Annotated in this window: 13 protein-coding genes; 2 read left to right on the top strand and 11 right to left on the bottom strand. The window is 61.9% G+C overall.

Annotated elements, in window-relative coordinates; all coding sequences use genetic code 11:
* The first annotated feature begins 35 nt into the window (after window positions 1–35).
* Window positions 36–1,106: an isoaspartyl peptidase/L-asparaginase family protein gene (locus FIU90_RS15200; protein WP_234029560.1), complete on the top strand. Its 1,071-nt coding sequence runs from the start codon at window positions 36–38 to the stop codon at window positions 1,104–1,106.
* Window positions 1,107–1,109: 3 nt separating this feature from the next.
* On the opposite strand, the gene FIU90_RS15195 is transcribed toward FIU90_RS15200, so the two are convergent.
* The 11 genes from FIU90_RS15195 to FIU90_RS15145 all read right to left on the bottom strand — a co-directional run bounded on the left by FIU90_RS15195 (window position 1,110) and on the right by FIU90_RS15145 (window position 10,812).
* Window positions 1,110–1,997, bottom strand: a complete 888-nt coding sequence (locus FIU90_RS15195; RefSeq protein ID WP_152435542.1) for a fatty acid desaturase — start codon at window positions 1,995–1,997, stop codon at window positions 1,110–1,112.
* Complete coding sequence (locus FIU90_RS15190; RefSeq protein WP_152435541.1) at window positions 1,994–2,188, bottom strand: hypothetical protein; 195 nt, start codon at window positions 2,186–2,188, stop codon at window positions 1,994–1,996. Before FIU90_RS15190 ends, FIU90_RS15195 begins: the two co-directional genes overlap by 4 nt.
* A gap of 36 nt (window positions 2,189–2,224) precedes the next feature.
* A complete protein-coding gene (gene bla, locus FIU90_RS15185; protein ID WP_152435540.1) occupies window positions 2,225–3,139 on the bottom strand; it encodes a class A beta-lactamase in 915 nt (304 codons plus the stop codon).
* On the bottom strand, window positions 3,136–3,600 hold the full coding sequence (locus FIU90_RS15180) for a GNAT family N-acetyltransferase (protein WP_234029559.1): 465 nt from the start codon (window positions 3,598–3,600) through the stop codon (window positions 3,136–3,138). The genes bla and FIU90_RS15180 overlap by 4 nt, the downstream gene beginning before the upstream one ends.
* Window positions 3,597–4,517: an RDD family protein gene (locus FIU90_RS15175; protein ID WP_152435539.1), complete on the bottom strand. Its 921-nt coding sequence runs from the start codon at window positions 4,515–4,517 to the stop codon at window positions 3,597–3,599. The genes FIU90_RS15180 and FIU90_RS15175 overlap by 4 nt, the downstream gene beginning before the upstream one ends.
* The gene (locus FIU90_RS15170) at window positions 4,514–5,578 is read right to left on the bottom strand and encodes a stage II sporulation protein M (RefSeq protein ID WP_152435538.1); all 1,065 of its coding nucleotides are present in this window, start codon (window positions 5,576–5,578) and stop codon (window positions 4,514–4,516) included. Before FIU90_RS15170 ends, FIU90_RS15175 begins: the two co-directional genes overlap by 4 nt.
* Window positions 5,575–6,915 (bottom strand): DUF58 domain-containing protein, encoded by a 1,341-nt coding sequence (locus FIU90_RS15165; protein ID WP_152435537.1) that lies wholly within the window; start codon window positions 6,913–6,915, stop codon window positions 5,575–5,577. The genes FIU90_RS15170 and FIU90_RS15165 overlap by 4 nt, the downstream gene beginning before the upstream one ends.
* A gap of 4 nt (window positions 6,916–6,919) precedes the next feature.
* On the bottom strand, window positions 6,920–7,876 hold the full coding sequence (locus tag FIU90_RS15160; RefSeq protein ID WP_152435894.1) for a MoxR family ATPase: 957 nt from the start codon (window positions 7,874–7,876) through the stop codon (window positions 6,920–6,922).
* Window positions 7,877–7,878: 2 nt separating this feature from the next.
* Entirely contained in the window at window positions 7,879–9,147 is a 1,269-nt protein-coding gene (locus tag FIU90_RS15155) for a DUF4350 domain-containing protein (protein WP_152435536.1), read from the bottom strand.
* Window positions 9,144–9,845 carry a hypothetical protein gene (locus FIU90_RS15150; protein ID WP_152435535.1) on the bottom strand — a complete coding sequence of 234 codons (702 nt, stop codon included), beginning with the start codon at window positions 9,843–9,845 and terminating at the stop codon, window positions 9,144–9,146. Before FIU90_RS15150 ends, FIU90_RS15155 begins: the two co-directional genes overlap by 4 nt.
* Before the next feature lie 70 nt (window positions 9,846–9,915).
* A complete protein-coding gene (locus FIU90_RS15145) occupies window positions 9,916–10,812 on the bottom strand; it encodes a prephenate dehydratase (protein WP_152435534.1) in 897 nt (298 codons plus the stop codon).
* A gap of 117 nt (window positions 10,813–10,929) precedes the next feature.
* Between FIU90_RS15145 and FIU90_RS15140 the strand changes: the two genes are divergently transcribed.
* A complete protein-coding gene (locus tag FIU90_RS15140) occupies window positions 10,930–11,658 on the top strand; it encodes a cytochrome c family protein (protein WP_152435533.1) in 729 nt (242 codons plus the stop codon).
* Window positions 11,659–11,666: the final 8 nt, after the last annotated feature.

Raw genomic sequence — 11,666 nt, 5'->3', positions numbered from 1 at the left:
TCCTTCAACCCATGAAAAGAATGATCCTCTTAGCCATGGCCGCATTTGCCACAGTTTCCGCCCCTGTCTCCGCCGACGATCACGGAGAGAAACACTGGTCGATCGCCATACACGGCGGCGCGGGGACAATGTCGCCCGATAAGATGACGCCCGAAAAGCGCGCCGAGTACGAGGTCGCGCTCCAGACCGCGCTCGATGCGGGCAAAGCGGTGCTTGCCAATGGTGGCAGCGCGGTGGATGCGGTGAAGGCAGCGATAATCCCGATGGAAGACAATCCGCTGTTCAATGCCGGACGCGGCGCGGTGTTCACCTGGGAAGGCCGCAACGAGCTTGATGCCTCGATCATGGACGGACGCGATCGCAGCGCGGGCGCGGTGACGGGCGTGACGACGATCAAGAACCCGATCCTGCTCGCCGACAAGGTCCGAACTGACAGCCCGCATGTATTCCTGATGGGTGAGGGCGCGGAACAATTCGCGGCCGAGCGGGGCCTTGAGACTGCGCCTCCCGAATGGTTCGCGACCGAGCATCGGCGCGAGGCACTGGAACGGATGAAGGCCGAACAGGTCTCCGCTCTCGAAGTCGACCACAAGTTCGGCACGGTCGGCGCGGTGGCGCTCGACATGGACGGCAACCTTGCCGCGGGAACTTCGACCGGAGGCATGACCGGCAAGCGCTGGGGGCGGATCGGCGATTCACCCGTCATCGGCGCGGGAACCTATGCCGACAACCGCTCTTGCGCGGTCTCGGCGACTGGCTGGGGCGAGTATTTTATACGCGTCGGCGTGGCGCACGAGATTTGTACGAGATTGCGCGTCCTTTTCGAAGGTGTTGACGCCATGTCCACTGAAGTGGGCGAGGATGAGGCCCAAGATTGGCTCCTCCATTCAAATTTGGCCCAAGGGGTTTCGGATTCGGTGATGGCCGAAGTCGAGGAACTCGGCGGCGATGGCGGTGTGATCCTCGTCACGCCCGAGGGGGATGCGCTGTTCAGCTTCAACACGACCGGGATGTATCGCGGCCGCGCTACCAGCGACGGAGTGAACGAAGTTGCGATCTTTGGCGGAGAGGAGAGCGCGGAGCCTTCCTCGACGCCCGATCACTGAGCCTCAGTTATCGCCCAAACGGCACCCGCGCGCTTCGAGGATAGGGCGCATCTCGCGGTAGGCGGCGGGCGTCAGGTGGAGCGGAATGTAGGGGTGCAGGTGGTGCACGATGTGGAACTGCATTCCCATCGAGCCGATATTGCCGACCTTCGATTTCCATGACCGGGTGTTGGTGTAGCGCCCTGTTTCTTTTCCCGGATGGTGCGGCGCCCAGCTCAGAAAGAACAGGATGTAGGTGATGGCGATCTGGTAGGGGAGCCACCACAGAAATAGCGCATCCAGCGCGTATCCATTCCACGCCAGCGTGCCGAGAATTCCGATAAAACCGAGCTTGTAGGCCAGCGAAAGCATGATCAGCCCCGGGCGTCCGTTTCGCACGAGGCTCGCGGCGTAATCGTGATTGCGCTTGGCGTCGGGTTGCCTGTTTCGGATCGAGGCCCAGATTGCCTGCCAAGGACCTTCGGCTTTGGTCGTGATATCGACGTCGAGCTCGGGATCGTTGGTGTGGCGATGGTGGTCGAGATGGGTGACCCGCAGCACTTGGAAGGGGAAAACCAGCATCCAGCTTGTGGCGTGTCCGACCAGCTCGTTGAGCCAGCGCAGCTTCGTGCCGGGCCGCGCGATGATGTCGTGCTGCGCCTCGTGCGTGGGCAGGTAGACGAGCGCCATGTTGACCGTCGCGACCGGGAAAGCGGCCCAGAGCGGCAGCAAGCCTGAGAAGACCAGCGGCCAGAGCGAGAGCCATACCGCAAGGTTGCCGAACGCCCAGACAACCGCGATCCACGGAACCTTGCCCGAATACTTGCGCGCAATCCGGTTTTCGAGGCGGCGCAATTCCTTGTCGGAGAGCCCGCTCAGGTTGGCAGGGACGATAGGTGCCTCGGCATTCATATCCAGCGACCCGTCACTTGCGCGAATACTCCCCATCCACCGCCGATGATCAACGCGAATGTCAGCGTCGAAAGACCGAACGGCGCATTGAGTCCAAGCGCCTCCATGCCCTGGTCGATAACCGGCACGAGGAATGCAAAGGCAAATAGCAGTGGCAGGATGGCCGCTACCGTCTTGAGCGCGCGCTCCATATCTCTCTCCCGTGGGAGATAGGTATCATATCGCCACTAGATTGGAAGGGTACGCGCCACGGCGACGTAATCCGCGATAACGCCGCCGACGCGGGCGAGCACCTGCTCGGCGGCTGGCTCGATCCGGTCGTGCGTTCCGCGCGCACGATAATAGGCTGCGAAGGCGAGAGGAGCGCGGTTCGGCGGTTCCACGAAGCCAATATCGACATAGAGGCTGTCCATTCCCGGCCAGAGAGATGTGCCTGTCTTGTCCCCCGCGAGCCAGCCTTCTGGTAAGCCGGACCGGACCCGCCGCAATCCCGTCCGCGTGTCTACCATCCACTGTGTGAGCAAGCCTCGGTGAGTGTCCGGCAGCACTTGGCCCTGCGTTATCCTCGCCACCGTCCGCGCCATTGCAAAGGGCGTGGTCGTGTCTTGTATTTCGCCTTCAGGCACGTTGTTGACCAGCGGCTCAATCCGGTCGAGCCTGCTAACCGTATCGCCGAGAAAACGCCAGAAGCCGGTCAATTCCTGCGGCCCGCCGAATTCGCGCAGGAGAATGTTCGCTGCGGCATTATCGGAGAATTTCTGTGTTGCTTCGGCAAGCTCGCTGATCGTAGCACCTTCGGCCAGCCGCTCTGTGGTGAAGGGCGAGACTGCCATCAAATCATCCTCGGTCCAGGTCACCTGCCGATCCTTCGAGACCAGTCCGCTCGCATCGCGCGCCAGCGCCATCGCCGCGAGCGACATCTTGAACGAGGAGCAATGGCCGAAACGCATGTGGCGATTGAGCCCGAAGCCCATTCCAGTCCCGGTATCGTGGATCTCAGCGCCCAAGGTCCCGCCCGCAGCCGCTTCGATGATCCGCAGTTTCGAAGCCAGCCTGCCAAGAGTGCTCTGATCAGTCGGAATGCAAGCGGAGGCTCCCAGCGCGAGACCGCCGCCGACAAAGGCGCGGCGGTCAACCTTCAAAAGAGTTTCTCCATGCACAGGCTGAAGTCATCCGAGACATAATCGCCGAACGGCTCGCATTCGGCAAATCCGTGCTTTTTATAGAGCGTCACAGCAGGCTGGAATGGCGCGGGCCTGCCTGTCTCGAGACCCAGCCAGGAGTAGCCGCGTGCCTTGGCTTCAGAGATCAGGTGTAGCAGCAAAGCCTCGCCCGCGCCCTTGCCGCGATACGCGGTGGCGGCGCGCATGGATTTGAGTTCGCCTCGCTTGCGATCAAGGTGTTTGAGAGCGCCGACAGCCGCAAGTGCCTTGCCGTCGTACACGGCGTAGAAAGTCACATCGCGCTCGCGTAGCCTTTCGGGCGGCAGGGCGTGGACCGTTTCGGGAGGCGACCATCGGTGCATCTCGTCAAGGTGCAGCCGCAGGAGATCGAGCACGTCCTCGCTTGTAAGGTCGTCCGGCTCGATCCTGTACCGGGTCACGAGAACTTGTTCGCCTTGCGCTTGCCAAATCGCATGTCGCCTTCGAGCTTCGCGCGAAGCTGCGCGTAGAACGCTTCGAGGAAAGCGCGCTCGTCGCCTGCGCCCGGATCCCAGCCGATCTTTCGGCAGATTGTCTCATGGACAGCGGACAGCGCGTCAGGCTGGGCGTCGCGCAGCATTCGCTCGAGCGTCTGGAGCTCGTGCTCGCCATAGATCGATAGCTCGGCTTCCCCGAATTCGTAGCGGACCCCGGTGATCTCGCTCGATCCTTTCGCTGCTGCTCCCTGCGTCGACAGCGCATCGGCGAGCTTGGTGCGCGGCGCTTCGAGCACCCAGGTTCCGGCGATCACATCGCCTGCTCGCAGCGCGTCCTTGTTGAAGAAGGGGAACAGCATGAAGACGAGAAACCAGATCGCGCCCGCAAGCCCGAAATTGCCCGCCTCGCCGCTCGGGGCGATCATCAGGAAGACGAGCGGCATGAACAGCTCGATATCGCGCAGAAGGTTGCGAGCGATAACAGCTTCGGGAGTGAGCCTCCCACCGTTTCTCGCCGCCACCCTGATTCCAACCATGCGTTTGCCAAAGGTCGCGCCGCGCGGCCCCAGTTCCATGCCGAGGAAATATCCGTACCGCGCTAGAAAGCCGACCAGGATCAGGACGATGAAGAGGAATTCGCCCGCGCCTGAAATGTTCTCGTTGGCGGTTTCCATGGCGTCTTCGAACAGCCCGCCGAAGATCAGCAACAGGACGATCTGGAAGATGATCAGCGCGAGAAACAGCAGAACGAAATCGAGCACCAGCGCGCCGAGCCGCGATCCGCGCGATGCGATCGTGACCGGGACTGCCAGACCCTCGGGAGTTATGAGGATGCGTTCCCGTTTGTTCTCGTATCCGGTAATGGCGGTGGCTGCGTTCATTCTTCGTCCTCCACCCGCCGCGGATTGTAGAGGAAGAAGTAGGCGAGCCAAAAGGCGAGAAATGCTCCGCCGATCATATAGCGGCTTTCCATTCCTGCCACGAGCTGGCGCGGGAAGGCTTCTAGCAGCGCTGCTATCACCATCATCAATACGACGCCGACCATGACGATCGCACTGCGCCTCCCGCTTTCGGATGCGGCCTCGAGGATCGAGCGCGTGCCCGGGAACGCCATCGAGCGCCCTATGTGAAGGCCCGCCGCGCCTGACAGGAGAATGCCGAAAATCTCGGTTGTGCCGTGGACGCTGAGCCAGGCGCCGAACTCCCATCCGAGGCCCGCACTAGCGAAAAGCCAGACCATAGCGCCAAGCATCGCCATGTTGTGGATCAGTAGCATGAGAGACGGGATGCCGAACGCGAAGCCGAGTGCGAAGGCGAGTATGCAAACACCCGCGTTGTTGCTGAAGAGATGTGCGGCAAATACCGACAATCCGCCGGTGCTGTTCTCGACCGCGATCGTTTCTTCGAGCAATTCGCGGCTCGCCCCAGGCACACGGCCTCCGGCGAGGCCTCCGGGTACAAGGCGGTAATACCAGTCGTTGTTCTGCTCCACGAGTAGCCAACCAACCACCGCTCCTGCAGTCATCACGAACAGCGCGATACAAACGTCGAGCCAGATTTCGCGCACCGCGCGGCTCCAGCCTCCGAAGAAGAATTCGCGCAGCCAGCCGAACAGGCCTTTGCGCGGACCATAGACCTGGAACCACGCGCGCTGGACGAGGCTTTCGAGATAACGCAGCGTTGCGGCATCGAGCGAGGTTTCGCGCGCGACCGAGAGGCTCGATGCGGCGGTCCGGTACAATGTCGGAAGCGCGAGCAATTCTTCGTCGTCGATCCGCTTGACCCCACCGCGCTCCATTCGCGCGACAATGTCTTCGAGCCGCCGCCAGTCATATTCCCGCTCTAGCCGGAAGCGGTCGGAGCGCAGCGCAGCGCTTTCGATATCGGTGGGGGCTTCGATCTCGCCGCGCCCGAACCATGCGGAGAGCGTCGGGGCCTTCATCCGATTGCCTCCGAATTCTTGATGACGAAGTAGCGGTCGATCAGCCTGTATCCGATTTGCTCCCACGGTGCCTCGATTACGTCGACGCCCATGCGCCGCAGGCGCTGGAGCACGACGCTGCGCTGCGTTGCGAGGCTATCGGCGGTGACGCTTCGGGCGAGCGTCGCAATATCGCCCGGTTCCTCGCTGATGAAATTTTCAAGCTCGCTGTCGGCGATGGTGACGAACAGGACGAGGTGTTTCTCGACCAGCCGCCCGATACTTTCCACCATGAGTTCTGCGGCAGTAGGATCGGTGAAGTCGGAGAACAGGATGATGAGCGAACGGCGCTTGAGCTTGGAAGTAAGCGTTGCGAGCGCAAGAGTGAAATTTGGCTCAGTCGCCTCGTAATCGAGTCCCGCTGCGGCGCTTTGCAGGCGGTGAAATGCACGGCTGTCGGCTATGAATGGCGTCATGACCTGCGGGCGCTGGGCGAAGCCGAAAAGCGAAACCCTGTCGCCGCTTTTCAATGCGACATAGGCGCAGGTGAGCGCAGCGGAAACCGCACGGTCGATACGGGGCATGCCGTCGACAGGCTCGCACATAGACTGACCGCAATCGAAAGCGAACACGATCTGGTTGTTGCGCTCGCTCTCGTTCTCGCGGGCGTAGAGGTGATTGTGCCGGGCGCTCGCCTTCCAGTCGATCCGGCGGCGGTCCATGCCCGCTTCGTATTCGGACAGCGATTCAAACTGCGTTCCCTCACCGCGAATGCGACGGGCGATCAGACCGGTTTGGGAATCGCGCAGGAAAGTCTGCAGTTCCTGGCTCCGCACCGGCGAAAGGTCGGGCCAGATGCGGACTTCTTCCTCCAGCGGGCGCGTGACCTGCCGCGCGCCGAGGCCGAGCGGGCCGGTCCACCTCAACCACGCGTGCGATACGGAAGCCGTCCCGCGGCGCTCAGGGTGGACGTCGAATTTGCCGCTAAAGGTCCCGGTTTCCGGATTGCGGACCAGAAAGAGCGTGCCCCTGCCTTCTTGGCCGAGCCGGGCGTCGAATTCGATCGCAGCCTCCGGCCTCATCGCCATGCTGCGCGAGAAGCGCGCGAATACCTCGATCGGGGTCGCTTGCCCGACTTCGGTGTCGGAAGGGACCTGAACCATCCAATCGCGACACGACCCTGCCAGCAGGCCGTCGAGTACGATAAGGGCGACAAGCACGATCGCCGCCGCCGGCGCGGCCACCCACAATCGTGGCGCGATTGCCGCGATCACCAACGCGACAGGCGCAAAGATCGCGATCAGCCAGGCGGCGCGTTCGGTCGGGACCAGAGGAATATTGAGGCGGAAGCGGCTCATCGCGTCAGCGCGGCGCCTCGGTGCTCTCGACCAGCTCAGCGACCAGTGCCTCGATATCGCGTCCCTCGATCTCTGCTGCAGGGCTTAGCGTCAGCCGATGGCGCAGCACCGGCACAGCCAGCGCCTTCACATCGTCAGGAATGATGTAGGCACGGCCATGCAGCGCTGCGCGGGCGCGCGAGGCGTTGGCAAGCATCACCGCCGCGCGAGGCGACGCGCCCACCGCGAGGTCCGCATGCTCGCGGGTCGCGCGTACCAGCCGCACGACATATTGGGTGATCTCGTCGGCAACGGTTACATGGTCGAGCGCTCCGGAAACGGCTTGAAGCTGCTCGGCACTGGCGACAGAAGTGACACCGAGATCAGCGGGGCGCTGCGGCCCTTGCAGCTTGCCATAGGCGGTCACGATGCGTGTCTCTTCTGCCTCGTCGGGATAGGGGACCAGCAACTTGAACAGGAAGCGATCGAGCTGCGCTTCGGGTAGCGGGTAGACGCCCTGGTTCTCGATGGGGTTCTGTGTGGCAATCACCATGAATCGCGGAGGGAGCTGGTGCGTTTCGCCATCGAGAGTAACGCGGCGCTCCTGCATGGCTTCGAGCAGCGCAGCCTGCGTCTTTGGCGGCGTGCGGTTGATCTCGTCTGCCAACAGCAGCTCGCAGAAAATCGGTCCACGCGTCAGGGTGAACTGGCTGGTTTGGAAGTTGAACAGGTTCGAGCCAAGAATATCGCCCGGCAGCAGGTCAGGCGTGAATTGGATGCGCCCGAAATCGAGGCCGAGCGCCGTCGCAAAACTGTTTGCGAGGAACGTCTTGGCGGTGCCCGGAGGCCCTTCGAGCAGGACGTGCCCCTCGCTCACCATCGCAACCAGCAATTGCTCGATCATCTCGTCTTGACCGACGACTGCCTTGGCGACCTCGGCGCGGATCGCCTCGGCCAGCGCGCGCAGTTCTTCTAGGCTCATGCTCATTTCGCGAGTTTCCCTTCAAGCTCTCTCAGCGCCTGAGCGGCGCGCAGGATTTCGTTTGGTGTGTGGGCGTTGCGCAGCCGCTCGGCGCGCGTTGAAAACGGTTCTTCTTCGGGCAGGCGGGCAGCCAGTGCGGCGTCGATGTCTTCCGGTTCATGCCGGTGGAGTCCCAATTTCGCGGCGAGCCTGCGTGCCGAAAGCGCAGCGTAAGGAGCGGCAAGCAGGCGCAATCGCTTTGCGCGCACGATCAGTCCCGCGCCATTGCTCACGAGCCGTTTCTTTCCGAACGCGATTTCGGGCCCGCGGATGGCCGCCGGTCCAAAACGCAGAAACGCGCGCCAGCCTATGATGACCATGGCGAGGATCAGGCACAAAGTCGCGGCCAGGAAAGGTGGTCGGAAGGCTAGGGTAAGGAGATTTTCCGCACCGCCGAAACCGTTCAACGTCTGGTCGAAAGTGACGCGGTTTTCATTGCCGAACCCAGCCTCTCTGACCAGCGCCACCGCTGCTTTCGCGCGCTCCGGATCGGCGAGGCCGTAATTATTCACGAGGTCGGGCTCGACCACGAAGATCGTCCAATAAGCGTCGGAGTAGTAGGTACTGCCTTCCTCGCCAAGCACGTTGAAAGCGAGTGTGTGACCGGCCGCATCGGTTATAATCGGATCGTGAATTTCGCTGGGTTCAGAATAGGCGATTGTCTTTGTCGGCAGCTCACCGGAGAGTTCCAATCCTTGCCATGAGGGAGCCTCATCATCGGAAAGCGTTTCGATTTCACGGTCGACTGAGAACGGACTTGGGAGGCTTTCGGTCCAGTCGAGCCCCAATGCGCCGGTTAATTGCACCCAACCGTCCTTGAACTTGCCAGCTGCCTCGCCTGCAAGGTTTTGGGGCGGGGGTGAGGCCATCCATTTCGGCAGGATGACGAGCGTGGGCCCCAGATACTGCCTGTTCTCGAGAATCTGGCCAATCTCTTCCGGGTCGGAATATAGCGAAGGGGTAAGGACAAGGAGTTCGTTCGTCTCCAGCCCGCTCGGCGTTCGCGAGAGAGTGACGTCGAAATTCTCGCGTTCGAGCAGGCGGACCAGACCAGCATAGCCATTCAGCCCGGTCGCGGTTGCATGCGCCTCGCCGCGATTCTGTCGTTCGCCGGTGTCACCCGCGCCGAGGAAGTAAAGCATCGCGATGAAAGCGAGAAAGCCAACCAGCACCACGACGAAGACGGTAAAGCGGCTGAAAGGGGATGCGCTGCGTTGATCGGCAATGCTCATGCAGCCTCCCCGATCCTTATCTGTGCAAAATCGGCATAGGCTGCGCGCGCTGCTTCCCAATCGTTCCGGTCGAGCGTGCGGAGTGCGAAGATCGATCGCTCGACGCGGTCCGATATCGTGCCAAACGCTATCCGTGCCGCCTGGGACAATGTCGGTAATGCTGCGAGTTCACGTGCAGTGCTCGACGGTTCGACCCAATCGGGGCGCGCGGCGGCGATCTGCCCGACACTGCGCTGGAGAAGCAGGTGGGTTGCCTCGTCGTAGCGACCCTCGGCGGCGAGCCTGTCCGCATCTTCGAGCAGTGCGATACTCTCGCTGCGCGTGGGCGCCCATTCGGGTTCGTCCAGCGCAGTACGCTTTTCGCGTTTTTTGCGCGCGAGCGGACCGATCGTGTTGAACAGCAAGTAGGCGACAAATGCGACGACGAGCGCCAGAAGCACCCATTGCAGCACCGGCCACGAATAGGCGAGCGCACTCCCGACTGGCGAAAGCACATCGCCGAGCCATTCGAAGAACGCTTGCAATGCTTCCTCGAAAGCATTGGGTTCGCGCGGCTCGGGCTCCGGGATTTCGATCTCTTCGAACTGAAGATCGCCATCGTCGCGCACGTCCTCCCAGCTCCGGAGCGGCGCACCCGGAGCGGCGGCGTTGGAGCTAGCTGGAACTTCGGCAGGAGAAGACGTCGCCGGATAGGTCATCTGGTCGCTTTGGTGGCACGGGCAAGAGCGCGGTGCAACAGGCTACAAGCGGCTTTCCAAAAGGTCTTGGTTAACCGCGTGCACGTCCCTGTTCATAACTGCCCAGAATCCGCAATTCCTTGGAATGAAAGGCGCATTCTTCTAGCGCCCGGTCGACAGCCGGATCGCCCGGTGCGCCCATGATATCAGCATAGAACATCGTCGCCGCAAAGCTCGCGCCCTGCTGGTAGCTTTCGAGCTTCGTCATGTTAACCCCGTTCGTCGCAAAGCAGCCCAACACCTTGTAAAGCGCGGCTGGAATGTTCTTCACCTCGAAGATGAAGGTGGTGATCGCATTGTCGCGGTCGAGCGTTTCCGGATCGAGCTGATCGGCGGCCAGGATTACGAAGCGCGTCATGTTGTCTTCGCTGTCCTCGACATGCCGCTCGGCGATATCGAGTCCGTAAAGCTCGGCCGCGATGGCAGGCGCGATTGCCGCTAGCGTCGGGTCGCCCTTCTCCGCAACGAATGCTGCTGCGCCGGCGGTATCTGCATGGCTCAAGGGAACAATGCCTCGCTTGCGCAGGAACAGACGCGATTGGCCAAGCGCCTGCGGATGGCTGTAGGCGGCCTCAAACGGCCCCTTGCCAATGCCCATAAGTGCATGGTGGATCGGCATGAAATACTCGCCAACGATGGCGAGCCCGCTTTCGGGCAGCAGGAAGTGGATATCGGCCACGCGTCCGTGCTGCGAATTCTCAATGGGGATAATCGCCTCGCCTGCACGCCCGTCTTTCACCGCGTCGAGCGCATCCTCGAAACTGAAGCAAGGGAGCGGCAGGGCATCCGGGCGAGCTTCGGTCGCGGCGCGGTGCGAGTTCGCTCCGGGCGAACCCTGGAATGCGATCGCGCGCATCGGATCGGCTTCGGCCGCGGCGCGAAGCTTGTCGACGATTGCCAGGGCTGGTCCGGGGAAACTTCGCGTCATCGCTGGTGGTGCTAGAGCGGCAGGCCGCAAGCGGCAAGTCCACTTGCACCGAATGCATGAATTCTTGTGGCGATCACCCTTGCGCGCGCGCGAGGGGCACATTATTGGACCGCCGCAATGACACAGGAAAACACCTCGGAAACGACGACTGCTACCGAAGACGGCGGCAGTGATCTGTTCAACACTGCGGCAGGCTGGGTTCTGTTTGCAGGCGTCGTGGGGCTGGGCCTCTCGATCGTCAGCGACAAGTATTTCCATGCCTACGACCCGGAAATGCCCGAAAAGCCCGGCTATTTCATCGCGGAACCGGAAGGTGCCGATGAAGGTCCGGCCGAAATGAGCTTCGCCGAAGCGCTTACGCTCGTCTCCGCTGCGGATGGCGAAAAAGTTTTCGCCAAATGCCAGGCATGCCACAATGTCGCGCAAGGCGGGCCAAACGGCATCGGTCCGAATCTCTACGGTGTCATGGGAGCACCCATCGGGAAGCACGCTGCCGGGTTCAATTACAGTTCTGCGCTGTCGTCCTTTGGCGGCACTTGGGGCTGGGAAGAGATGAACCAGTGGCTCAAAAGTCCGAAGAGCTATGTCAACGGCACCTCGATGAGCTTCGCCGGCCTTTCGAAAATCGAAGACCGCGCTGCGGTCGCACTTTATCTCAACGAGCAGGGTGGCGGGCTTCCGCTTCCCGAATTCACTCCTGCGGCTGATGAACCTGGCGAAGAGGTCGACGGTCCGGGCGAAGGCCCCGGTGTAACCGGAGGCGCACCGGTGGATGCGGTCGAAGCAGCCGGCGCTATGGGCGACGAACAGCCTGTTCCCGAAAATCCCGGCGAGCCGGTTCAGTAATCTGATAT

The organism is Erythrobacter sp. THAF29, assembly GCF_009363635.1.
Taxonomy (GTDB): Bacteria; Pseudomonadota; Alphaproteobacteria; order Sphingomonadales; family Sphingomonadaceae; genus Erythrobacter.
Note: the sequence above shows the minus strand (reverse complement) of the source record. Positions and strands in the feature narration are given on the sequence as shown.

Bases quoted from the DNA above. Each gene is read 5' to 3' on its own strand.
- FIU90_RS15190 (WP_152435541.1), bottom strand. From the start codon at position 2,188: ATGGAGCGCGCGCTCAAGACGGTAGCGGCCATCCTGCCACTGCTATTT.
- FIU90_RS15155 (WP_152435536.1), bottom strand. From the start codon at position 9,147: ATGAGCATTGCCGATCAACGCAGCGCATCCCCTTTCAGCCGCTTTACC.
- FIU90_RS15170 (WP_152435538.1), bottom strand. From the start codon at position 5,578: ATGAAGGCCCCGACGCTCTCCGCATGGTTCGGGCGCGGCGAGATCGAA.
- FIU90_RS15175 (WP_152435539.1), bottom strand. From the start codon at position 4,517: ATGAACGCAGCCACCGCCATTACCGGATACGAGAACAAACGGGAACGC.
- FIU90_RS15160 (WP_152435894.1), bottom strand. From the start codon at position 7,876: ATGAGCCTAGAAGAACTGCGCGCGCTGGCCGAGGCGATCCGCGCCGAG.
- FIU90_RS15195 (WP_152435542.1), bottom strand. From the start codon at position 1,997: ATGAATGCCGAGGCACCTATCGTCCCTGCCAACCTGAGCGGGCTCTCC.
- FIU90_RS15165 (WP_152435537.1), bottom strand. From the start codon at position 6,915: ATGAGCCGCTTCCGCCTCAATATTCCTCTGGTCCCGACCGAACGCGCC.
- FIU90_RS15145 (WP_152435534.1), bottom strand. From the start codon at position 10,812: ATGACGCGAAGTTTCCCCGGACCAGCCCTGGCAATCGTCGACAAGCTT.
- FIU90_RS15200 (WP_234029560.1), top strand. From the start codon at position 36: ATGGCCGCATTTGCCACAGTTTCCGCCCCTGTCTCCGCCGACGATCAC.
- FIU90_RS15140 (WP_152435533.1), top strand. From the start codon at position 10,930: ATGACACAGGAAAACACCTCGGAAACGACGACTGCTACCGAAGACGGC.
- FIU90_RS15150 (WP_152435535.1), bottom strand. From the start codon at position 9,845: ATGACCTATCCGGCGACGTCTTCTCCTGCCGAAGTTCCAGCTAGCTCC.